This window comes from Mycolicibacterium sp. lyk4-40-TYG-92, from assembly GCF_030209435.1.
Taxonomy (GTDB): domain Bacteria; phylum Actinomycetota; class Actinomycetes; order Mycobacteriales; family Mycobacteriaceae; genus Mycobacterium.
Window position 1 is genome coordinate 348,227 of record NZ_JARVRX010000014.1, and the last position, 22,694, is coordinate 370,920.

At 66.7% G+C, this 22,694-nt stretch carries 25 protein-coding genes; 17 read left to right on the forward strand and 8 right to left on the reverse strand.

Annotated elements, in window-relative coordinates; genetic code table 11:
• Positions 1–2 precede the first annotated feature (2 nt).
• From ftsX to prfB, 5 genes are read right to left on the reverse strand one after another with little or no spacing between them, the layout of a single operon-like run.
• Complete coding sequence (gene ftsX, locus QRN63_RS21535; RefSeq protein WP_267316317.1) at positions 3–899, reverse strand: permease-like cell division protein FtsX; 897 nt, start codon at positions 897–899, stop codon at positions 3–5.
• The gene (gene ftsE / locus QRN63_RS21540; protein WP_020102687.1) at positions 900–1,589 is read right to left on the reverse strand and encodes a cell division ATP-binding protein FtsE; all 690 of its coding nucleotides are present in this window, start codon (positions 1,587–1,589) and stop codon (positions 900–902) included.
• A gap of 54 nt (positions 1,590–1,643) precedes the next feature.
• Positions 1,644–2,183 carry an Rv3103c family proline-rich protein gene (locus QRN63_RS21545; RefSeq protein ID WP_285032636.1) on the reverse strand — a complete coding sequence of 180 codons (540 nt, stop codon included), beginning with the start codon at positions 2,181–2,183 and terminating at the stop codon, positions 1,644–1,646.
• The gene (locus QRN63_RS21550; protein WP_285032637.1) at positions 2,180–3,178 is read right to left on the reverse strand and encodes a mechanosensitive ion channel family protein; all 999 of its coding nucleotides are present in this window, start codon (positions 3,176–3,178) and stop codon (positions 2,180–2,182) included. Before QRN63_RS21550 ends, QRN63_RS21545 begins: the two co-directional genes overlap by 4 nt.
• On the reverse strand, positions 3,171–4,286 hold the full coding sequence (gene prfB / locus QRN63_RS21555; protein ID WP_166556183.1) for a peptide chain release factor 2: 1,116 nt from the start codon (positions 4,284–4,286) through the stop codon (positions 3,171–3,173). Before prfB ends, QRN63_RS21550 begins: the two co-directional genes overlap by 8 nt.
• 149 nt (positions 4,287–4,435) lie before the next feature.
• On the opposite strand from prfB, the gene QRN63_RS21560 reads away from it, so the two are divergent.
• Complete coding sequence (locus QRN63_RS21560) at positions 4,436–5,824, forward strand: FAD-dependent oxidoreductase (protein WP_267316314.1); 1,389 nt, start codon at positions 4,436–4,438, stop codon at positions 5,822–5,824.
• Positions 5,825–5,863: 39 nt separating this feature from the next.
• On the opposite strand, the gene QRN63_RS21565 is transcribed toward QRN63_RS21560, so the two are convergent.
• Together QRN63_RS21565 and QRN63_RS21570 are read right to left on the reverse strand one after the other, a co-directional pair.
• Positions 5,864–6,220: a hypothetical protein gene (locus QRN63_RS21565; RefSeq protein WP_267316313.1), complete on the reverse strand. Its 357-nt coding sequence runs from the start codon at positions 6,218–6,220 to the stop codon at positions 5,864–5,866.
• A gap of 215 nt (positions 6,221–6,435) precedes the next feature.
• Positions 6,436–6,753: a hypothetical protein gene (locus QRN63_RS21570; protein WP_267316312.1), complete on the reverse strand. Its 318-nt coding sequence runs from the start codon at positions 6,751–6,753 to the stop codon at positions 6,436–6,438.
• Positions 6,754–6,811: 58 nt separating this feature from the next.
• Between QRN63_RS21570 and hisN the strand changes: the two genes are divergently transcribed.
• The 3 genes from hisN to QRN63_RS21585 all read left to right on the forward strand — a co-directional run bounded on the left by hisN (position 6,812) and on the right by QRN63_RS21585 (position 10,409).
• Positions 6,812–7,588, forward strand: coding sequence for a histidinol-phosphatase (hisN, locus tag QRN63_RS21575; protein WP_285032638.1), 777 nt, complete (start codon positions 6,812–6,814; stop codon positions 7,586–7,588).
• A gap of 155 nt (positions 7,589–7,743) precedes the next feature.
• The gene (locus tag QRN63_RS21580; RefSeq protein WP_285032639.1) at positions 7,744–9,150 is read left to right on the forward strand and encodes an acyl-CoA dehydrogenase family protein; all 1,407 of its coding nucleotides are present in this window, start codon (positions 7,744–7,746) and stop codon (positions 9,148–9,150) included.
• Positions 9,151–9,197: 47 nt separating this feature from the next.
• Positions 9,198–10,409, forward strand: coding sequence for an acyl-CoA dehydrogenase family protein (locus QRN63_RS21585; protein ID WP_267316309.1), 1,212 nt, complete (start codon positions 9,198–9,200; stop codon positions 10,407–10,409).
• A gap of 111 nt (positions 10,410–10,520) precedes the next feature.
• Here QRN63_RS21585 and QRN63_RS21590 read toward each other — a convergent pair whose 3' ends face one another.
• Positions 10,521–11,510: an esterase family protein gene (locus QRN63_RS21590; protein WP_138249936.1), complete on the reverse strand. Its 990-nt coding sequence runs from the start codon at positions 11,508–11,510 to the stop codon at positions 10,521–10,523.
• Between the two features lie 291 nt (positions 11,511–11,801).
• On the opposite strand from QRN63_RS21590, the gene QRN63_RS21595 reads away from it, so the two are divergent.
• The 13 genes from QRN63_RS21595 (at position 11,802) to QRN63_RS21655 (ending at position 22,687) form a co-directional block, all read left to right on the forward strand.
• Positions 11,802–12,392 (forward strand): TetR/AcrR family transcriptional regulator, encoded by a 591-nt coding sequence (locus QRN63_RS21595; RefSeq protein WP_267316308.1) that lies wholly within the window; start codon positions 11,802–11,804, stop codon positions 12,390–12,392.
• A 34-nt stretch (positions 12,393–12,426) separates the two neighbouring features.
• Positions 12,427–13,584, forward strand: a complete 1,158-nt coding sequence (locus QRN63_RS21600; RefSeq protein WP_267316307.1) for an acyl-CoA dehydrogenase family protein — start codon at positions 12,427–12,429, stop codon at positions 13,582–13,584.
• Between the two features lie 26 nt (positions 13,585–13,610).
• Positions 13,611–13,997, forward strand: a complete 387-nt coding sequence (locus QRN63_RS21605; RefSeq protein WP_285032640.1) for a nitroreductase/quinone reductase family protein — start codon at positions 13,611–13,613, stop codon at positions 13,995–13,997.
• A gap of 88 nt (positions 13,998–14,085) precedes the next feature.
• Positions 14,086–15,189: a homogentisate 1,2-dioxygenase gene (locus tag QRN63_RS21610; RefSeq protein ID WP_285032641.1), complete on the forward strand. Its 1,104-nt coding sequence runs from the start codon at positions 14,086–14,088 to the stop codon at positions 15,187–15,189.
• Positions 15,190–15,223: 34 nt separating this feature from the next.
• Entirely contained in the window at positions 15,224–16,414 is a 1,191-nt protein-coding gene (locus QRN63_RS21615; protein WP_285032642.1) for an alpha/beta hydrolase family protein, read from the forward strand.
• Entirely contained in the window at positions 16,411–17,613 is a 1,203-nt protein-coding gene (locus QRN63_RS21620; RefSeq protein WP_285032643.1) for a CaiB/BaiF CoA transferase family protein, read from the forward strand. Before QRN63_RS21615 ends, QRN63_RS21620 begins: the two co-directional genes overlap by 4 nt.
• A complete protein-coding gene (locus QRN63_RS21625; protein WP_267316302.1) occupies positions 17,610–18,515 on the forward strand; it encodes a hydroxymethylglutaryl-CoA lyase in 906 nt (301 codons plus the stop codon). The genes QRN63_RS21620 and QRN63_RS21625 overlap by 4 nt, the downstream gene beginning before the upstream one ends.
• A gap of 2 nt (positions 18,516–18,517) precedes the next feature.
• Positions 18,518–19,129 carry a TetR/AcrR family transcriptional regulator gene (locus QRN63_RS21630; protein WP_267316301.1) on the forward strand — a complete coding sequence of 204 codons (612 nt, stop codon included), beginning with the start codon at positions 18,518–18,520 and terminating at the stop codon, positions 19,127–19,129.
• An 18-nt stretch (positions 19,130–19,147) separates the two neighbouring features.
• Positions 19,148–20,386, forward strand: a complete 1,239-nt coding sequence (locus tag QRN63_RS21635) for an acyl-CoA dehydrogenase family protein (RefSeq protein WP_267316300.1) — start codon at positions 19,148–19,150, stop codon at positions 20,384–20,386.
• Entirely contained in the window at positions 20,383–21,342 is a 960-nt protein-coding gene (locus tag QRN63_RS21640) for a phosphotransferase family protein (RefSeq protein ID WP_285032644.1), read from the forward strand. The genes QRN63_RS21635 and QRN63_RS21640 overlap by 4 nt, the downstream gene beginning before the upstream one ends.
• The gene (locus QRN63_RS21645; protein ID WP_267316298.1) at positions 21,339–21,680 is read left to right on the forward strand and encodes a DUF6285 domain-containing protein; all 342 of its coding nucleotides are present in this window, start codon (positions 21,339–21,341) and stop codon (positions 21,678–21,680) included. The genes QRN63_RS21640 and QRN63_RS21645 overlap by 4 nt, the downstream gene beginning before the upstream one ends.
• Positions 21,681–21,726: 46 nt before the next feature.
• Positions 21,727–22,119, forward strand: a complete 393-nt coding sequence (locus QRN63_RS21650; RefSeq protein WP_267316297.1) for an Rv3143 family two-component system response regulator — start codon at positions 21,727–21,729, stop codon at positions 22,117–22,119.
• A gap of 193 nt (positions 22,120–22,312) precedes the next feature.
• Positions 22,313–22,687, forward strand: coding sequence for an NADH-quinone oxidoreductase subunit A (locus QRN63_RS21655; protein WP_267316296.1), 375 nt, complete (start codon positions 22,313–22,315; stop codon positions 22,685–22,687).
• The last annotated feature ends 7 nt before the right edge of the window (positions 22,688–22,694 follow it).

The following is a 22,694-nucleotide window of genomic DNA, read 5'->3' on the forward strand; positions in this document are numbered from 1 at the left end:
CACTACCGCCGGATGTACGCGCGCAGCGTGACGTAAGCGGTGATGCCTGCCATACCGAGGCCCAACAACAACATCAACGGCGCGCAATAGACGAGGACGTCGGCGTAGTCGACCTTGGCGATCAAACCGGCTTGATAGAACTGGTTGAGCACATCCTCGAGGAACATCGCACGGACGATGATCAACCCGACGATGGCGAGGACCACACCGACCAACGCGGCCAGCAACGCTTCGATGAAGAACGGCAATTGGGTATACCAGCGCGTGGCGCCGACCAGCCTCATGATGCTGATCTCCGTACTGCGGGTACGGGCCGCGATCAACACGGTGTTGGCGATCAGCAGGGTGGCGGCGATCGCCTGCACAAGCGCCACCGCAAAGGCAGTGGCGCTGATGCCGTCGAGAATCCCGAACAGCCGGTCGACCAGTTCTTTCTGGTCGGTCACCTGGCGCACGCCGGGGCGTCCGCGCAGCGCGTCCTCGAATCCCTTGTGCTGCTCGGGATTATCGAGCTTGACGACGAACGACGCCGGGAACGCCTTCTTGCTCGCGTAATCCTTGAACGCCGGGATGCGGCGGACCGCGTCGTCGTACGCCTGGTCCCGGTTCATGTACCGCACCGACTTGACGTCCTTGCGGTCGTCGATCAGCTTGCGCAGCGACTTGCACGGGTCGGCGTCGCAGTTGGGGTCGTTGGACGAGACGTCGTCGGTCAGGAAGACCTGGCTCTCCACGCGATCCAGGTAGATCTGCTTGGACTGGTCGGCCAGGCGGACGATCAGCAGACCACCGCCGAACAGGCCGATGGAGATCGCGGTCGTCAGGATCATGGCGACCGTCATGGTGACGTTGCGACGAAATCCAGTCAGGACTTCATTGACGAGAAAGCCGAAGCGCACTTAGCGATCCATTCCGTAGACGCCGCTCTGCTCATCACGGATGAGGCGGCCGAGTTCGAGTTCGATGACGCGCTGACGCATCGAGTCGACGATGTGATGGTCGTGGGTGGCCATCACGACCGTCGTACCGGTGCGGTTGATCCGCTCCAGCAGGTCCATGATGTCGTTGCTCGTCTCGGGGTCCAAGTTGCCGGTGGGTTCGTCGGCCAGGAGCACCAGCGGCCGGTTGACGAAGGCCCGGGCGATCGCGACCCGCTGCTGTTCGCCACCGGACAACTCGCCGGGCAGCCGGTTGGCCTTGCCCGACAGGCCCACCATCTCCAGCACATCGGGCACGATGCGGTTGATGGTGTCCGGGCGCTTGCCGATCACCTCGAGCGCGAAGGCCACGTTCTCGAACACCGTCTTCTGCTGCAGCAGCCGGAAATCCTGGAACACGCAGCCGAGCACCTGGCGCAGGCTCGGGATGTGCCGGCTGGGCAGCTTGTTGACGTGGAACTTGGAGACGCGGATGTCACCCGAGGTCGGCACCTCGGCACCGAGCAGCAGACGCATGAACGTCGACTTCCCGGAACCGGACGGGCCGATGAGAAAGACGAACTCACCCTTGTCGATCTTGAGCGACACGTTGTCCAGGGCTGGGCGTGCCGAAGACTTGTAGTTCTTGCTCACGTGGTCGAGGGTGATCATCACGGCACGCCAGTGTAGTCGGACGCCGAGGTGTGACGGCTGAGGCTGTTGCTGCTAGCTCGGCGCGGGCGCCGCACCGGGCGAAATGATGGTGGTCGTGACCGGGCCGTCGGGCGGCGCCGCGGCCGGGAGCGGGCCGGGCGGCGGTGAGGGCGCGGGAGCCGGAGGCGGCGCCAGGCCGGGCAGCACCGGCAGCGTGATCGGCGGCAGGCCTGGCGCCGGGGTGATGACCGTCGTGGTGGGCGGCGCCGTCGTGCTGGACGTGGTCGACGTCGTGGTGGTCGTTGTGGTCGTGTCGGTCGTCTCGGTGGTCTCGGTGGTCTCCGTCGGCGTCGGCCGGTACGTCGACTTCGGGCGGGTGTTCACGTCGGTACGCGGCACCCAGGTGTAGTCGGGGTTGGGCACGAAGCCCGGTGGTACCACCGCGGGAGTCGGTGGCGGCGGCGGTGGCGGCGGTGCATAGGTCTGGTGCAGCCAGTACGCCACGAAGAAGGCCACGATCAGGCCGACTGTCGACGTCCGGACCCGCCCCAGGATGTACGCGGGCCAGGCACGGTCCGCACGTTTGACCGCGATCCGGGAAAGAGCGTTCATCGTGGCCCGTCCCCCGGCCCCTGAGTCTTGTCCTCCGCGCCGCCGACCGTGGCGGGATGCACCATGGCCTCCACTTCGGGCTCGTGGTCGGCAGGGCTCTCGATACCGGCCCGGCCGAAGGCGGAAACGACCATCACGCGCAGCCGGCGGCCGACCTCGAACTGCTTACCCGGTAGCGTCCGCGCCACCATCCGCAGGTTCACGGTGTCCAGTTCGATGCTCTCCACACCCATCAGCTGCGGCTTGTCCAGGAGCAGCGCCCGCAATTGGAAATCCTCCATCGCGCGTTCACACACCCGGTTCAGGACGTCGTTGACCTTGCCCAGATCGGCCGTCGTGGGCACCGGGATGTCGACGACCGCACGGGCCCAGTCCTTCGACAGGTTGACGGTCTTGGCGATCTGCCCGTTCGGGATGGTGTAGACCTCGCCGTCGCTCGAGCGCAGCTTGGTGACGCGCAGCGTGACGTCTTCGACGGTGCCCTCGGCCGGAATGGTGATGCCGCTGACGGTCAGTGCGACGAGGTCACCGAAGCCGTATTGCTTCTCGGTGATGATGAAGAACCCGGCCAGCAGGTCCTGCACGATGCGCTGCGCACCGAAACCCAGCGCGGCGCCCAGTACCGCGGCGGGAGCGACCAGCGAGCCGATCGGTATGCCGAGGATTTCGGTGATGTCGACGAGCACCACCACCGATACCAGCGCGATGGTCACCCACGAGATCACCGAGGCGACGGCCTGCCGGTGCTTGGTCGTCTCCGAGCGGACCAGCGCGTCACTCTCCTGGAACCGCTCGTCGATGCGGGCGGTGATCCGGTGCGTGAGCCAGCCGACGAACCGCGAGATCAGCATCGCCGCGATGACGAGCATGACGATCCGCAATCCGCGGGTGATGATCCACTCGCCGATGGAGCCTCGCCAGAAGTTGTGCCATTGCCCGGCCCACCAGCCGAATGACTCCGGTTGGCTAGCGGCAATCAGAGAGAAATTAGTCATCTTCTTTTCGGTTGCGCCAGCGGATTCCGGCTTCCAGGAAGCCGTCGATGTCGCCGTCGAGCACCGCGGCCGGATTTCCGACCTCGAACTCGGTGCGCAGGTCCTTCACCATCTGGTAGGGGTGCAGCACGTACGAGCGCATCTGGTTGCCCCACGAGCTGCCGCCGTCGCCCTTCAGCGCGTCCATCTCGGCACGCTCTTCCTGGCGTTTGCGTTCCAGCAGCTTGGCGCTGAGCACTCGCATCGCAGACACCTTGTTCTGCAGCTGCGATTTTTCGTTCTGACAGGTCACGACGATCCCCGTCGGGATATGCGTGAGCCGGACCGCCGAGTCGGTGGTGTTCACCGACTGACCACCCGGACCGCTGGAGCGGTAGACGTCGACCCGGATATCGCCTTCCGGGATGTCGATGGAGTCGGCGGTCTCGACGACCGGCAGCACCTCGACGTCGGCGAACGACGTCTGACGGCGACTCTGGTTGTCGAAGGGGCTGATCCGCACGAGCCGGTGGGTGCCCTGCTCCACCGACAGCGTGCCGTAGGCGAACGGGGTGTGCACCGCGAACGTCGCGCTCTTGATGCCCGCCTCCTCCGCATACGACGTGTCGAAAACCTCGACCGGATACCCGTGCTTCTCGGCCCAGCGGATGTACATGCGCATCAGCATCTCGGCCCAGTCGGCAGCGTCGACGCCACCGGCGCCGGAGCGGATGGTGACGACAGCTTCCCGCTCGTCGTATTCCCCCGACAGCAGCGTTCGAACCTCGAGCGCCTCGATGTCCTCACGCAGCTTGGCCAATTCGGCATCGGCGTCGGCGATGGCGTCGGTCTTGGCCGCGCCCTCTTCCTCCTCGGCCAGCTCGTAGAGCACCGGCAGGTCCTCGACCCGTCCGCGCAGCTCCTCGACCCGGCGCAGTTCGCCCTGGGCGTGCGACAGGCTGCTGGTCACTTTCTGGGCGTTGGCCTGGTCGTCCCACAGCTTCGGATCGGATGCCTCGTCTTCGAGTTTGGCGATCCGCGCGCGCAGACCTTCGACGTCGAGCACCCGCTCCACAGTCGTCAGAGTGCTGTCGAGGGCGGCAATGTCGGCTTGACGGTCGAGGTCCACAAAGGATGAGGGTACCGACCAGTGAGACGGACTTTCACATTGCGAGCCCTGATCGCATAGACCGGTTTAGCATCGCCCTGTAACCCGCTCGGCCGCGTCGCGACAGCCCCTTGCGCGCACTGAGCAGAACAAGAAGGCAAACCATACATATGCGCCCTTACCATGTGGCGGTTGTCGGATCCGGCCCGTCAGGGTTTTTCGCTGCCGCGTCACTGTTGAAATTCGCCGACGCCAAGGCCGCCGCTGCGGCCGATTCAGAAGAACCGATCGACGTGCGCATCGACATGCTCGAGATGCTGCCCACCCCCTGGGGTCTGGTGCGCTCCGGCGTGGCTCCGGACCACCCGAAGATCAAGACGGTGACGGCGCAGTTCGACAAGATCGCCGACGATCCGCGGTTCCGGTTCTTCGGCAATGTCACCGTGGGTGAGCACGTACAGGCTGCCGAGCTTTCGGAGCGGTACGACGCGGTCATCTACGCCATCGGCGCCCAGTCCGACCGGCCGCTCGGTATCCCCGGTGAGGAACTGGAAGGCAGTGTGGCTGCCGTCGACTTCGTCGGCTGGTACAACGCACATCCGCATTTCGCGGCCATGAACCCCGATGTCACGCAGGACCGGGCCGTGGTCGTCGGCAACGGCAACGTGGCGCTGGATGTGGCCCGAATCCTCGTCAGCGATCCGGGCGAGCTGGCCGCCACCGACATCGCCGATCACGCACTGACGGCCCTCGGGGCGCGCGGCGTCCGCGAGGTCGTGATCGTCGGCCGGCGCGGCCCGCTGCAGGCCCCGTTCACGACGCTGGAACTGCGCGAGCTCGGGGACCTCGCGGCCATGGCCGACGTCGACGTCATCGTCGATCCGGCCGATGTCGACGGCATCACCGATGCGGACCTCGAAGCGTCGGGCAAGACCGTGCGGCAGAACATCAAGATTCTGCGCAGCTACGCCGAACGCGGGGCCCTCGGGCGCGAGCGCCGCATCGTGTTCAAGTTCCAGACCTCGCCCATCGAGATCAAGGGCACCGGGCGGGTCGAGTCAATCGTGTTGGGCCACAACGATTTGGTCGACGACGGCGGCCGCATCGTCGCCAAGGACAGCGGCCACCGCGAGGAACTGCCGGCCCAGCTGGTGGTGCGTGCCGTGGGCTACCGCGGCGTGCCGACGGCAGGTCTGCCGTTCGACGAGCGCGCCGCGACCATCCCCCACACCGACGGCCGAGTCGAGGGCAGCCGCAACGAGTACGTCGTCGGCTGGATCAAGCGTGGGCCGTCGGGCGTGATCGGCAGCAACAAGAAGGACTCGCAGGACACCGTCAACACCCTGATCGAAGACATCTGCGGCGCCGAGCTGGCCGATTTCGCGGCCACGCACAGCGAGGATCTGGCGGCCTGGTTCCTGTCGCGGCAGCCGGCCCTGGTGACCAACGACCACTGGCGCCTGATCGACGCGCACGAGCGGTCGGCCGGCGAAGGGCAGAACCGCCCGCGGGTGAAGCTGACAGATGTGGCGCACATGCTGCGGGTCGCGCACGGCTGACCAGCCGCGCGCTCCCGTCGGCGGTGCCCGCCCGGCCGTCTAGTGGCCTGGGCGCAGGAGGCCCTGCACGGCGAACGTCGTCAGGTTGCCGCCAGAGTTCAGCAGCGACGACGTCGCCGTCGAGCCGGACAAAACGCCGGAGCTCAACGAACCCACGCCGGCCTGCAGGCCGCCGGCGTTGATCGCGGCGATGCCCTCGAGTCCACCGATGTTGTGGGTGGCGAAGTGCTGCGTGAAGCCGAGCTCACCGCCGACAGCGCTGCCCAGCCCGTCGAGCGGCCCGCCGTCGGCTGCTGCCACGCCGGCCGGCGCGAGCAGCAGCAATCCGCCTGCGGCCAGGCCCATTCCGATCATCTTGGTGGCCCTACCGGTCGACGACATCTGAGACTTGGCCATGTGCGTTGTTGTCCCCTTCTGCGGAAAACTCTGTCCGACGGTCGAATCCGAGCACTGCACACCGGGTGGCTAGCAAGCTCGATGCGATAGCTGATGGATCGCATAGGGAATCTATTAGCACAGTGCATCCGTCAGATTGACTCGTTTTCGGGAAATGCCCGAGGGTGCTGAGCAAACTGCCGAGCGGCGTGAGGCAACGGCGAGTAGAGGGACGACTACGACTGCGGGGCGTGCGGCGCGAAGTTCCAGTTGTCGGGGTTCTTGGGCGAATAGACGACGGGCACCAACTGGCCCACCGCGGGCCACTCGGCCACATCGATGGCGATCCGGCCGTAGACCTCGTGCTCATTCACACTGGGGCCGTTGATGACGCCGGCGACGGTGACGAACTGCTCCCCCGCCGCGTCGGGCCGCGGGCTGACGCCGGTGATCAACAGCGTCCCGCTCTCGCCACTCCGCGTCCGCCGCAGCCATGGGGCGGCCAGCAGTACGAGCGCTCCGAGCAAGACAATGAGCACGACGAATTCCCACACGTACTCATGGTAGGACTGCAGCCATGAGTACCCAGCAAGTAGCGAAGGCGGATTGCGCATGAGCAATGTCGCAGACGACCTCACTCTCGCCCTGAAATTGGCCGATCAGGCCGATGCCGTGACGTTGGACCGCTTCGGCGCGCTGGATCTGCACATCGAGACCAAGCCGGACCTGACCCCGGTGACCGATGCCGACCAGTCCGTGGAACGGGTGCTGCGCGAGACCCTGGCCGCGGCCCGGCCAGATGATGCGTTGCTGGGCGAAGAGTACGGGGGCACAGCGGTTTTCGCGGGCCGGCAGTGGGTCATCGACCCGATCGACGGCACCAAGAACTTCGTCCGCGGTGTGCCGGTGTGGGCCACGCTGATTGCGCTGCTCGAGGACGGCGTGCCGGTCGTCGGCGTCGTCAGCGCGCCGGCCCTCGGGCGCCGGTGGTGGGCCGGCACCGGCGAAGGTGCGTTCAGTTCGTTCGGCGGGCGGACGCGGCCCATCTCGGTCTCGGGCGTCGACGCACTCGACGCGGCGAGCCTGTCCTACTCGGATCTGACCACCGGCTGGGAAGACCGGCGCGACGCATTCGTCGCACTGACCGACGCGGTGTGGCGGGTGCGGGCGTACGGCGACTTCTGGTCGTACTGCCTACTGGCCGAAGGCGCGGTCGACATCGCCGTCGAACCGGAGGTCAAGCTCTGGGATCTGGCCGCGTTGGACGTCGTCATCCGGGAGGCCGGCGGGTCGTTCACCAACCTGGCCGGCGCGCCGGGGCCGCACGGCGGCAGCTCTGTCGCGACCAACGGGCTACTGCACGGGACGGTGCTTGCCGCCCTCTCCTGATTCCGGAATCTGTGCACGAAAACCCGCGTTCAGCGCGGGTTTTCGTGCATCAGCCGCCAGCCCGCAAATGTGAATTTGATAACACGAGCGTCGTACCTTACTCCGGAGTAAGATACGGTCATAGCGCACTGCCCCAACGACGCGAGGCTGTCGAAATGACCAACACCCTTCCTCAGAACGGCACATCTGCCGGTTCCGCCCAGCGCCCCGTGCGCAAGGGCCCGGAGAGCGCCATCGGACTCCAGCGACACAAGCGGACGGCGACCGACATCGGTCTGGCGCTGATCACACCTTTTGTCGGCCAGGAGTTCCTGGACAAGTACAACCTGCGCGAGCCCATGAACCGCGGCCTGAAGTACGGCATCAAGACGGCGTTCTCCACCGCCGGCGCCGCAGGCCGGACGTTCAAGCGCATTCCCGGAATCAACGGCGCCCCGACGCGCCTGATGCCGGGCGGCTCGGACTACTTCGACCTGAATCCGGACGAAGACCAGCAGATGATCGTGGACACCGTCCGCGAGTTCTCCGCCGAGATCCTGCGGCCGGCCGCACATGACGCCGACGCGGCCGCGGCCTACCCGGCCGATCTGATCGCCAAGTCCGCCGAGCTCGGCATCACCGCCATCAACGTGCCCGAGGACTTCGACGGCATCGCCGCCTCCCAGAGCACCGTCACCACGGCACTCGTCGCCGAGGCCCTCGCCTACGGCGACATGGGTCTGGCCCTGCCGATCCTGGCCCCCGGCGGCGTGGCGTCGGCCCTGACCCGTTGGGGCAGCGCCGGTCAGCAGGCCACCTACCTCCCGTCGTTCGCCGGCGAGAACGTACCGCAGGCGTGTGTCGCGATCGCCGAACCGCATGCACTGTTCGACCCCACCGCACTGCGAACCACCGCGGTCCGCACCCCCAGCGGTTACCGCCTGAACGGCGTCAAGTCCCTGGTTCCGGCCGCCGCCGACGCCGAGCTGTTCATCATCGGCGCGCAGCTCGACGGCAAGCCTGCACTGTTCATCGTCGAGTCGGGCTCCGAAGGGCTGTCGATCACGGCCGACCCGAGCATGGGCATCCGCGCCGCGGCCCTGGGCAAGATCGAGCTGGACAACGTCGCAGTCCCGCTGGCCAACCGCCTCGGCGAGGACGACGCGACCGACAACGACTACTCCGAAGCCATCGCGCTGTCCCGATTGGGTTGGGCCGCACTGGCAGTCGGCACCTCCCACGCGGTGCTCGACTACGTGGTGCCCTACGTCAAGGAGCGCCAGGCGTTCGGCGAGCCGATCGCCAACCGCCAGGCGGTGGCGTTCATGTGCGCCAACATCGCCATCGAACTGGACGGCCTGCGCCTGATCGTCTGGCGCGGTGCCTCGCGCGCCGAGCAGGGCATGACCTTCCTGCGTGAAGGCGCACTGGCCAAGCGGTTCGCCGCCGACAAGGGCATGCAGATCGGCCTCGACGGCGTGCAGCTGCTCGGTGGCCATGGCTACACCAAGGAACACCCGGTTGAGCGCTGGTACCGCGATCTGCGGGCACTCGGTGTCGCCGAGGGTGTCGTCGTCCTGTAGCCCGCCACGAACCCCCAACTCTTCCGAACTCACCCGAAAGACCAATCATGGCAATCAATCTGGAACTGCCCCGCAAGCTGAAGGCGGTCGCGGAAAAGGGTCATCAAGGCGCCGCCGAGATGCTCCGCCCGATCTCCCGTAAGTACGACCTCGCCGAGCACGCATACCCGTCGGAGCTCGACACCCTGGCCAGCCTGTTCGAGGGCGTGCAGGAGTCGAACACCGTCTCGGTGGCCGGCGCCGGCTTCTCGGCCAACGAGTCCAAGAGCAAGCACGCAAACGTCAACGGCGCCAACATGTCTGCGCTGCTGAATGCGCTCGAAGTCAGCTGGGGCGACGTCGCCCTGCTGTTGACCGTGCCCTACCAGGGCCTGGGCAACGCCGCCATCTCGGCGGTCGCCACCAAGGAGCAGCTGTCCAAGTGGGGCAAGGTGTGGGCCGCCATGGCCATCACCGAGCCCAGCTTCGGTTCCGACTCCGCGGCGGTCACCACCACCGCCGTGCTCGACGGCGACGAGTACGTCATCAACGGCGAAAAGATCTTCGTCACCGCCGGCTCGCGCGCCACCCACATCGTCGTGTGGGCAACGGTCGACAAGTCGCTCGGCCGAGCCGCCATCAAGTCGTTCGTCGTGCCGCGCGAGCACCCCGGCGTCATCGTCGAGCGCCTGGAGCACAAGCTGGGCATCAAGGCCTCCGACACCGCGGTTATCCGCTTCGACAACTGCCGGGTCCCGAAGGATTACCTCCTGGGTGATCCGGAGGTCAAGGTGGACAAGGGTTTCGGCGGGGTCATGGAGACCTTCGACAACACCCGTCCGATGGTGGCCGCCATGGCGATCGGCGTGGGCCGCGCCGCCCTGGAGGAGCTGCGGGCAATCCTGACCGACGCGGGCATCGAGATCTCGTACGACAAGCCGGCCCACGCCCAGAGCGCCCCGGCCGCCGAGTTCCTCCGGATGGAGTCCGACTGGGAGGCCGCGTACCTGCTGTCGCTGCGCGCCGCCTGGCAGGCCGACAACAAGATCCCGAACTCGAAGGAAGCGTCCATGAGCAAGGCCAAGGCCGGGCGCATGGGCACCGACGTCACCCTCAAGGCCGTCGAATTGGCCGGCACCACCGGCTATTCCGAGACCACCCTGCTGGAGAAGTGGGCGCGCGACTCGAAGATTCTCGACATCTTCGAGGGCACGCAGCAGATTCAGCAGCTCGTCGTGGCGCGCCGCCTGCTGGGACTGTCGTCGGCACAGCTCAAGTGACCGGTGCCCCGGTAGCCCGGCACCGGCTGGGCTACCGGAGCGCGGTAGGTGTTACACCGTGACAAAAGCAAACGGCCCCGGGATTGCTCCCGGGGCCGTTTGCTGTCGCGGTTACGAGGACGGGTTGGCGCCCAGCACGCGCTGCAGGTCAGGCTTCATGGCCTGCAGCTGCTGGCCCCAGTAGCCCCAGTCGTGGGTGCCGCTGTCGGGGAAGTTGAACACACCGTTGTTACCGCCGGCGGCCAGGTAGTTGTCCTGGAACGTGCGGTTGGTGCGGATGGTCAGGCCCTCGAGGAACTTGGCCGGCACGTTGTCGCCACCGAGCTCGCTGGGGTTGCCGTTACCGCAGTAGACCCACAGGCGGGTGTTGTTGGCGACGAGCCGCGGGATGTTGACCATCGGGTCGTTGCGCTGCCAGGCGTTATTGGGGTCGCCCGTCGAGCCCCACATGTCGTCGGCCTTGTAGCCGCCGGCGTCGCCCATCGAGACGTTGATCAGGAACGGCCACCAGCCCTCGGACGGGTTCAGGAAGCCCGACATCGAACCGGCGTAGATGAACTGGTCGGGGTGCCAGATCGCCAGGGTCATGGACGACGAGCCGGCCATCGAGAGGCCGACTGCGGCGCTACCGGTCGGCTTGACCTCGCGGTTGGCCTGCAGCCACTGCGGCAGCTCCGAGGTCAGGAAGGTCTCCCACTTGTAGGTGGAGCAGCCCGCCTTGCCACACGCCGGCTTGTACCAGTCGGTGTAGAAGCTGGACTGGCCACCCACCGGCATCACGATCGACAGACCGGAGCCGAGGTACCACTCGAAGGCGGCGGTGTTGATGTCCCAGCCGTTGTAGTCGTCCTGTGCGCGCAGACCGTCGAGCAGATACACCGCCGGCGACCCGTTGCCGCCACTCTGGAACTGCACCTTGATGTCGCGTCCCATGGACGGCGACGGCACCTGGAGGTATTCGACCGGCAGACCGGGACGCGAGAACGCACCGGCGGTCGCCGTCTGGCCGGCAAGTCCGATGAGACCCGGGAGCAGGGCGGCGGCCGAGACGGCGCCGGCGACCCTGCGCGCCCAGCGGCCGCGAAGCTTGTCAACGAACATTCACAATCCCATTTCAGTATCAGGTACCGGGTATCGTGCCCACTCGACGCACTGGGACGGCGTTGGTGGCACGGCTGCGTTTTCTCGCAGCCGTTGACGGCGGCTCAGCCTGGTACGGGAACTGAACGCACCGAATGATTCAGTTGTAGGTATGGGCAGTAAAACACGCGCCGGACGCGCCGAGGAACCCCCGACTCCGGCTTGAGACCAGGTTGTTGCGGACTTCGTACCGTTCAGCTATCACCCTGACGCAGAGCTACTTCGCGTTCATCCGGCCGTAGGCTGCCGTTTGTGACGAGCGATCGGGATCATGTCGACGAGCTGACAGACGCCCGCGCCGGCGGCCGATTGGGTATCGACGACTGGCGCGCGGCCGGGTACGCGATCCTGGCAGAAGAGGGCCTGAAGGCGCTGAAGATCGACCGGTTGTGCGCTCGACTGAATGTCACCAAAGGCAGTTTTTACTGGCATTTCACCAACATCGCCGCCTACCGGGCGGCCCTCATCCAGGGCTGGGGAGAGCTGCGCGATGCCGACCGCAGCCAGATCGAAGAGATCGGCGCCCTGGCCCCGCGTGACCGGCTGGTCCGCATGATGAATTCGCTGGTCAGCCCCAGACATTGGACCCTGGAACGGGCCATGCGGGAATGGGCGCGCTCGGACGAGGCCGTCGCCGAGAGCGTGCGTGCCGCGGACCGGCGCATTCTCGCCGCGGTCCGGCGTGCGTTCGAGGATTACGGCTTCGACGCCGACGAGGCCGAGTTGCGGGCCGACGCCACCTTCGCTGTCGGCATCGGGTTCCTGCACCTCTCGGGCGACTCCCCGCATCCGCGACTGGCCGCCCGCAGCGAACGATTCCTCGACCTGATGCTCGCAACCTGACTTCCATACTAAAAGGTATGGTACGGTCCGGCGCATGTTGAGTACGCAGGCCGGGATCACTGATGAGTTCGTAACCGCACTCGGCGAACGTGCCGCCGAGGCCGAGAAACTCCGGCGCCTCCCCGACGACACCGTGAGCGATCTGATCGCGTCCGGATTCACCGAGCTTCTGGTGCCCGCCCGTTTCGGCGGGCAGGAGGCGCCGTTCCCCGACATCCTCGATCCGGTGCGCCGTCTCGCCCACGGCTGTACCTCGAGTGCGTGGACCATCGGGTTCCTGACCCTGCACAACTGGATGCTGGCGCTGTTCGGCGAGCAGGCCCAGCGGGAGGCGTTCGACAGTCGCCCCTTCCTGGCACCGGCACCCCTCGCCCCGACCGGCAGAGGGCTGCCCGCCGACGGCGGCATCCGATTGTCCGGGCGCTGGTCCTGGGCCACCGGGGTCATGCACGGCAATTGGATCATCGTCGCGGCGCTCTGCGGGCCGGATGACGGCATCTACCCCGCCCTCGCGCTCCTGCCGATCAGCGCCGTCACCGTCGAGGACGTCTGGCACACCGACGGGATGCGGGCCACCGGATCGAACGACGTCGTCGTCGCGGACGTCTTTGTGCCCGAACATCGACTGGTCAAGGTGACCGACATATATGCCGGCACCGCGCCCGGCGCCGGACTGCATGACAGCGCCACCTACCGCTGGCCGATGGTGCCGGCGCTGGCCCTGCTCGCCGCCATGCCCGCCCTGGGCAGCGCTGAACAGGTCACCGAGAACTATGCACAACGGTTGGCCGAACGGGTACTGCCGTACGAGGGCGTGATGCAGAAGGACAAGCCGATCGCCCAGTCGCACCTGGCCGGAGCGCAGGTGCGACTGCGGTCATTGCGCGCACTGCTCGCCGATACCGTCGGGGAGATAGAGGAGATCGTCGTCGCGGGCGATGCGGTCGAGAAGCCCGTCCGCGCGCAGGCTCGGCTGGCGGCCGCGCACATCGTCGCCGAATCGCGCGCGGTGATCGGCGACCTCATGGGCGCCGGCGGGGCCAGCATCCATTTCCTGTCCAGCCCGATGCAGCGCTTCAAGCGCGACGTCGACGTGCTGGCCGGGCATGTGGTGTTCGACTACGACACGAGCCGGGAACTGGCCGGGGCCCTCGCGCTCGGCATGAAAATCCCGCGAACGTCGATGATCTGAGCAACACGAGGGTGTGAAATAGCCAGATGCCAAACTCGCAGCCCGCTTTCACCAACTTCTTCCAGAAGCGGATCGCCAATCCCGTCATGCGGCGGCTGCCGTTTCAGACTCTGCTCGAGACCACCGGGCGCAAGTCCGGCGAACCCCGTCGCACCCCGCTGGGCGGCAAGATCGTCGACGGGCATTTCTGGTTCGTGTCGGAATTCGGTGCGCAGTCCCAGTACATCCGCAATATCCAGGCCGACCCCCGGGTTCGGGTGCGGTTGCGTGGCAGGTGGCACAGCGGGACTGCACACCTGGTTCCCGACGACGACGCGGCCGCGCGACTGCGCGAATTGCCGCAGTTCAACAGCTTCGGTGTGCGTACGTTCGGCACCAACCTGCTGACCGTGCGAGTCGATCTGGACGGTTAGGCCGTGCCCGATCTCCATCGATTCATTGACATCCTCCCATAAGTGAAACTAACGTCACTTTTAGTTCCAGCCACGTACAGGAGCAAGCATGGAATCCTTCGTCCACCTGCGCAAAGGCAAGACTCCCAAGCGAGTTCACGCCGACCTGGATGGCCTCAAAGACGATGAACTCGGGCGCGGCGGCTTCGTCGGACGCACCGCCAACATGTACCGGCGCAATGATCCGACCGCGTACCGCACCGTCGGCCCGCTGCGGCCGACCGACGTCCTGTCCTCCGAACTGAAGCCGCCGGATGCGACCGACGCGGCGGGCGCTCCCCTGCTCATGTTCTCCAACGCCGACTGCCAGGTGCTGCTGAGCCGACGGAGTGCGGAGATGCCGTTCTTCGTCCGGTACGTCGACGGCGATCTGCTGCTGTTCGTGCACAAGGGTTCCGGGCTGCTGGAGACCGAATTCGGCCCGCTGCGCTACCGCGCGGGCGACTGGGTCTACATCCCCAAGGCCTGTACGTTCCGGCAGGTGCCCGACAGCGGCGAAGACGGGGTGTCGACTTTCCTGATGATCCAGGCCACCGACGACTTCCGGGTGCCGCCCGCGGGGATCTTGGGCCGGCACTTCCCGTTCGACCCGGCGCAGGTCACCATCCCCGAACCCGAGCCGATCGACGACGACCGCCGTGACGAGTACGAGGTGCGCCTCTACCACGAAGGCGGGCCTACTTCGCTTTTCTACCAACACAATCCGCTCGACGTGGAGGGCTGGCGGGGCGACAACTTCCCGTTCATCTTCAACATCGAGGACTACACCGTCATCACGTCCGAGAGCGTGCACCTGCCGCCGACGGTGCATCTGTTCATGCAGGCGACCGGGGTCTACGTGATGAACTTCCTGCCCAAGCCGGCAGAAAGTGTGCCGGGTACCGAGCGCACCCCCTGGTATCACCGCAACGTCGACTACGACGAGATCGCGTTCTTCCACGCCGGCTCGCTGTACGGCATCCCGATGCCACCGGGCCTCATTTCCCATGCGCCGCAAGGTGTTCACCACGGCGCACCGGAAGCCGCGCGTGAACGCGCCCGTCGCAAGTTCGACCAATACGACCGCGTCGACTGGTCGGTGATCGCCATCGACACCCGCCGACGTCTGACGCCATCCGCCGAAATCCTCGCAGGCGATCTGGGACAGCACTAGTGATGAGCGCGTGCGCGAAGAACAAAGGACAGCGATGACAACGATCGATTCACCCGTCAAGCACGACTATGAGCGCATCCCGTATCTGGTTGCGTACCAGAACAACTCGGCGGTCCGGGATGTCTACGGTGGCGTCGCGGAACTCGTGGTGCTGGAGAGCTATCTGCTGAAGCCGAAAGCCAAGCCGAGCGACACCGTCCTGGTGTTCATGCACCCCATCGGGGGCGGCGCCTACCTGCCGATGATCAACGCCCTGGCCCGCGCCGGCCACCACGTCATCTACTGCAACAGCCGGTTCCGCGGCACCGACTCCGCGCTGCTGATGGAGAAGGTGGTCGAGGACCTCGGCGAGTGCATCAAGGACGCCAAGAACCGGCTTGGCTACTCGAAGGTCGTCCTGGCCGGGTGGAGTGGCGGCGGCTCGCTGTCGGTGTTCTACCAGCAGCAGGCGCAGCGCCCGACGGTGACGGCCAGCCCCTCCGGGGACGGGCCCGACCTGACCAAGCTGGGCCTGATCCCGGCGGACGGCCTGATGCTGCTGGCCGCCCATATCAGCCGGCACGGCACCATGACCGAATGGATGGACGCCTCGATCCTCGACGAGAACGACCCGTCGAAGCGCGATCCGGAACTTGATCTCTACAACCCGGACAACCCGAACCAACCGCCGTACACCCCCGAGTTCCTGCAGCGGTATCACGACGCACAGGTCGCCCGAAATCGGCGAATCACCAAGTGGGTCAAGGAAAAACTCGCGGAGCTCAGGGCCGCGGGTCGCCCCGATGACGAGTTCGCGTTCGTCGTGCACGGGACGATGGCCGACCCGCGGTGGCTCGACCCGACGGTCGATCCCAACGAACGTACCCCCGGACAGTGCTATCTGGGGGATCCTCGAGTGGTGAACATGAGCCCCGTCGGCCTGGCCCGATTCTGTACGTTGCGCAGCTGGCTGTCGCAGTGGAGTTACGACGATGCCAACGGTGACGCCGTCAAGGCGGGTCCGGACATCGCGGTGCCGACACTGGTGATCGGCAATCTCGCCGATGACGCCTGCACACCCAGCCACACCCGCCGGCTGTTCGAGGCGATCGGGCACGAAGATAAGGAGATGCACGAGATTCCTGGCGCCAATCACTACTACTCCGGGCCGGATCAGCGCGGCACGCTGCGGCAGGCGGTCGGCATCTGCACGGATTGGCTGCACCGACAGGGGTTCTCACTATGACGGCCGGCGCTCTGGACGGCATCAGGGTCCTCGAACTCGGCACCCTGATCTCCGGGCCGTTCGCCGGCCGGTTGCTCGGCGACATGGGCGCCGAGGTCCTCAAGATCGAGTTGCCGTCCGCCCCCGACCCGCTACGGACGTGGGGCCAGGCCGAGCTCGACGGACACCGATTCTTCTGGACGGTCCACGCGCGCAACAAGAAAGCGGTCACCCTGGACCTGCGTACCGAGCGCGGCCGGGAACTGTTCCTCGACCTGGTCGAACAGTCCGATGTGATCGTGGAGAACTTCCGGCCGGGCACCCTCGAGAAATGGCACCTGGGTTACGACGTTCTGCGGGAACGCAATCGGGGCATCATCCTGGTGCGGGTGTCGGGCTACGGTCAGACGGGCCCGGACGCCGGCAAGGCCGGCTACGCGTCGGTCGCCGAGGCGGCCAGCGGGCTGCGGCACATGAACGGTTTCCCCGGCGGTCCCCCGCCGCGCCTCGCGTTGTCGCTGGGTGACAGCCTCGCCGGCATGTTCGCGGCGCAGGGCGCGCTCGCCGCGCTGTACCGGCGCAGCGTCACGGGCGAGGGACAGGTGGTCGACACCGCGCTGACCGAATCCTGTTTGGCCATCCAGGAATCCACCATTCCGGACTACGACATCGGCGGCGTGGTGCGCGGACCGTCGGGCACCCGGCTGGAAGGCATCGCGCCGTCGAACATCTACCAGAGTGCCAACGGCAGCTGGGTGGTGATCGCAGCCAACCAGGACACGGTGTTCCGACGGCTGTGCCAGGCCATGGACCGGCCCGAACTGGCGACCGACGAGCGGTTCGCCGACCACCTGGCGCGTGGCCGCAACCAGGACGAACTCGACAAGATCATCGGTGACTGGGCCGCGCAGCGTGAGCCCCACGACATCATCGCCACCCTGTCGGAGGCCGGGGTGATCAGCGGCCCCATCAACACCGTCGCCGAGGTGGTGCACGACCCACAGCTGCAGGCGCGCAACATGATTGCCGACCACTGGGACGAGCGCGTGCAACGCAACGTGAAGGGTCCCGGTGTCGTTCCAGTGCTGTCGGACACGCCCGGAACCATTCGCAACGGTGGTTCGGCGCGGCCGGGTCAGGACAACGAAGAAGTGTTCGGCGGGCTCCTCGGTCTCGACGCCGAGCAGTTGGCGGCACTGCGCGAGGAGGGCGTGATGTGACCGGCCTACCAGCCCACGTGACAGTCCGCGAGGTGTGCCTGCGCGACGGCCTGCAACTGGAAGACCCGATTCCGTTGTCCGCCAAGATCGAACTGCTCGAGGCCATCGTTGCCACCGGCGTACAGGAGGTCGAGGCGACCGCGTTCGTCTCGCCGTCCAAGGTGCCCGCACTGGCCGACGCCGCCGAGCTGGCCGCGACGCTGGGCGCATTTCCCAATGTCGAGTTCTCCGCGCTCGTGGCAGGACCCGGCGGCGCCGGCCGTGCGCTCGCGGCGGGCATGCGGTCGCTGGAATACGTGGTGTCCGCCGCAGACAGCCACAGCCAGGCGAACGTCGGACGGTCCACCGCCGAGTCCACGGCACTGATCTCCGATATCGTGCGCCTGGCCCACGACAGCGGCGCCAGTGCCGAGGTCATCATCGCCACCGCGTGGGACTGCCCCTTCGACGGCCCGACCGATCCGAACCAGGTAGTCGAGATCGCTTCAGCTGCACGGGAATTCGGTGCAGACCGCGTCGCCATCGCAGACACCATCGGCACCACGACCCCGAGGCGCGTCACCGACCTGATCACCCGCGTCCGCCCGGTCATCGGTGACCTGCCGCTCGGCGCCCACTTCCACAACACCCGGGGTTCCGGGCTGGCCAGCGCCTACGCGGCCGTGCAGGCCGGTGTGACCCGGCTCGACGCCTCGGTGGGTGGGCTGGGCGGCTGCCCGTTCGCGCCGGGCGCGACCGGCAACATCGCGACCGAGGATCTGGTCTATCTGTTGCGGGACAGCGGCATCGACACCGGCATCGACCTGAACGCAGCGATCGACGCGGCCAGGGTGGCGCAACGGGTTGTCGGCCATGAGCTGCCCAGCGCCCTGCTGCGCGCCGGCGACCGGCTACTGGGCTGAACATGCCGGCCGACGCACTGACCGCCAAGGGCCGACAGACCCGCGAGGCCATCGAACTCGCGGCGCGGAAGCTGTTCGCCGAGCGTGGCTTTCACGGCACCACACTGGCCGACATCACGTCGGCCGCGGGCAAGTCGTCGGCGGTGTTCTACCGCTACTTCAACGACAAGGAAGACCTGCTGGCCGCCCTGGCCGAGTCGTTCTTGCACGACATCGTCACCCCCTCCGGCATGAGTGTGCCGCTGCCGGAATCCCCCGAGGACACCGACTACTTCACCACGGTCGTGACGGGGTACTGGAACCTCTTCAAGCAGAACATCGGCATCATGATCGCGGTCGCCCAATTGGGTGCCACACAGCCGCGATTCGCCAAGGTGCAGCACGAGTTCCGCCGCTTCGGCATGGACATGGTCGGCGACTCGGTGCGCCACGCCGCCGAGCAAGGCTACGCGCAGGGCCTCAACGCCGAACACATCGCCGCCGCCATCGCGCTGCTGTTCGAGAACTTCACCGTCGTGGTGGTCGGCAACCCGGGATCCGAGCTGCAGATCAGCGACGAGGACGCCATCACCACATTGTCGACCATCTGGAAGAAAACCCTGTACGGCTTCTGACCGAAAGTAGAGATCACCGTGGATTTCGCTCTACCGGAACATCTTCCGGGACTGCTGGCCGAGATGGACGCCTTCATCGAGGCGGAGATCAAACCGCTGGAACGGGAGAACCTGCAGTACTTCGACCGGCGCCGCGAATTCGCCAGGACGGACCTCGAGAACGGCGGCGTGCCGGCCAGGGATTGGGAGGATCTGCTCGACGAGATGCGCCGCCGCGCCGACGCCGCCGGGTGGCTGCGGTACGGCCTGCCCAGCGAGTTCGGCGGACGTGACGGCACCAACCTGGACATGGCCGTCATCCGGGAGCACTTGGCTCACAAGGGACTCGGTCTGCACAACGACCTGCAGGACGAATCGTCGATCGTCGGGAACTTCCCGCAGGTCATCATGATGAGCCGGTTCGGCACCGCGGCGCAGCAGGCCGAATGGGTCGAGGCCATGATCACCGGTGAGCGGTCGATGGCGTTCGGGCTCACCGAACCCGACCACGGCAGCGACGCCACGTGGCTGGAGACCACCGCGGTCAAGGACGGCGACGGCTGGATCATCAACGGCCGCAAGCGCTGGAACACCGGCGTCCACCGGGCCACCCACGACCTGATCTTCGCCCGCACGTCGGGCGAACCCGGCCAGGCGGTAGGCATCACGGCCTTCCTGGTCCCCACCGACACCCCGGGTTTCACCGTGCCGTACTACTGGTGGACGTTCAACATGCCGAGCGATCACGGCGAGGTCGAGCTGAAAGATGTTCGCGTGCCGGACGATGCGGTGCTCGGCGACGTGGACCATGGCTTGGAGGTCGGCCAGACGTTCCTGCACGAGAACCGCATCCGCCAGGCCGCCAGCAGTCTGGGCGCCGCGCAGTACTGCATCGACCGGGCCGCGCAGTACGCCGGCGAGCGCGTCGTGTTCGGTAAACCCCTGGCGGTGAACCAGGCCGTGCAGTGGCCGCTGGCCGAGTTGCAGACGGAGGCCCAGATGGTCCGCCTGCTGGTGTATTACGCCGCCTGGCACCTCGATCGGGATCACCACATGGAGGTCTCCGACAAGGTGTCGATGGCCAACTACCGCGCCAACAGATTGGTGTGCGAGGCGGCCGACCGCGCCATGCAGATTCACGGCGGCATCGGGTACAGCCGGCACGAGCCGTTCGAGCACATCTACCGGCACCACCGCCGCTACCGGATCACCGAAGGCGCGGAAGAGATTCAGATCCGCCGGGTGGCACAGCGGATGCTGAAGTTCGGGCGCAAATGATCGACGCCGGCGCACTTACCAGGGTGCTGGCGCCCGGCCTCGGCGAAGTCGGCATCGAGAACCTGCGCGAGTTGACAGGCGGGGCCAGCCGCGCGACGTGGGCGTTCTCGGCGACCACCGCAACCGGTGCGCGTGAGTTGATCCTGCGCGTCGGACCGCCCGACGAGGTCCACGCCGGCATGGAACTGGAGGCCGCCGCGCTGTCCCGGGCCGCGGCCACGGGTGCGCCGGTGCCCCAGGTGCTGGCAGCCAGCAACTCGTCGGAGGCCCTGGGCAATCCGTTCCTGGTGTGCGACTTCGTGCCCGGCGAGACCATCGTCCGGAAGATCCAGCGGGCACTCGATGACGACGGCCGGGCCACCCTTCTCACGCAATGCGCCCAAGCGCTGGCGGCCATCCACCGTGCCGACCCCGCCGGCATCGGGCTGTCGAGCGAAGACCAATTGAGTTCGTGGCGGCGCGAACTCGACGACATCGGTGACACCACAGCCACTTTCGAGTGGGCTTTCCGCTGGTTGGCGCGCAATCAACCGTCGGACTCCGGCGCGGCGGTGCTGGTTCACGGCGACTTCCGGATGGGCAACCTGATCGTCGACGGCAACCGGCTCGCGACGGTGCTGGATTGGGAGCTCACCCATCTGGGCTCGCGCACCGAGGACCTGGCCTGGTTCTGCGTTCGGGCCTGGCGGTTCGGAGCGCCGCGGACCCTGGACGCCGGCGGCCTGGGCAGTATCGAGGACTTCCTGACCGCCTACGAGCACGCAAGCGGAATCACCGTGGACCGCAAAGCCTTTCACTGGTGGCTGGTGTCCGCCACCTTACGCTGGGGCATCATCTGCCGGTACCAGGCGCAACGGCACCTGTCCGGGCAGGCCAGGTCCGTGGAGTTGGCGACCATCGGCCGTCGCGTATGCGAAACCGAATGGGACCTGCTGGGCCTCCTGGAGGACCGATGAGCCATTACCGTCCCACCGCCGCCGAACTGGTCGCCGCGGTGGCCGAGTTTCTCGAGACAGAAGTACGCGATGCCACTGCACCCGATAGTCGGCTCGCCGACGCCGGCGCCGTGAATTTCCATGCCCGCGTCGCGGCCAATGCGCTGCGGATCGTCGAGCGGGAGCTACGCCAAACGAGCCCGGGTCCCGAGCTGCTGGGCTTCTCCGACGAGCAGGCCCTGGCGCACGCCATTCGCGACGGGCAGTTCGACGACCGTGGTCCAGAACTCGAGCCGGCGCTGCGGGCCCTGGTGCGTCATCGGCTCGACGTGGCCCACCCAGGCTATGGCGACGAGTAGGCAAAACCCGACCTGCCTGGTCACCGTACTGTCGTAGCCTGAGCAGGTGGCCGACTCCGCGCTCAAGATCCTGGTGTACAGCGACAACCCGAACACCCGCGACCGGGTGCGCACTGCGCTGGGACGACGCATCCACCCGGACCTGCCCGACCTGACGTACCTCGACGTGGCGACGGCGCCCGTCGTGGTGAGTTCCGTCGACGCGGGCGGGATCGACTTGGCGATCCTCGACGGCGAGGCCACACCCGCGGGTGGGATGGGGCTCGCCAAGCAGCTCAAGGATGAGGTCGCGAACTGCCCGCCGATCGTGGTGCTCACCGGCCGCCCGGACGACGCCTGGCTGGCATCCTGGTCGCGCGCGGAGGCCGCGGTGCCCCACCCGATCGACCCGATCCGGCTGGGTGAGGCAGTGGTGGCGGTGCTGTCTCCACAGCGCTGAAACCGTGCGTTAACCAGCACGAAATGGCCTGTGGCCGTTCACTCTTCGCGTCAGCGGCGATGCGGCGCGGGAACGTCAGGAACTGATCATGATCCTAGCCAAAATGCGGCGGCCGTTCCGTTAACCGAGCTAAGCTGTGGGCCAGCTCACATCGACTGCTCGACGAGGGAGCCACACAGGGCATGACGAACGCATGAACGTCTACATCCCCATCCTGGTACTCGGCGCGATCGCCGCGGCGTTCGCGGTGGGTTCGGTCGGAATTGCGCTGGTCATCGGCCCCCGGCGGTACAACCGGGCGAAGCTGGAGGCCTACGAGTGCGGCATCGAACCGATGGCGCCGGGTTCCCCTGGCCATGAGACGACCGGTCAGCGGTTTCCGGTCAAGTACTACCTGACCGCCATGCTGTTCATCGTCTTCGACATCGAGATCGTCTTCCTGTATCCCTGGGCCGTTTCCTTCGAATCGTTGGGGGTGTTCGCGCTGGTGGAGATGTTGCTGTTCATGCTGACGGTGTTCGTTGCCTACGCATACATCTGGCGCCGCGGCGGACTGAGCTGGGACTGAGGACAGC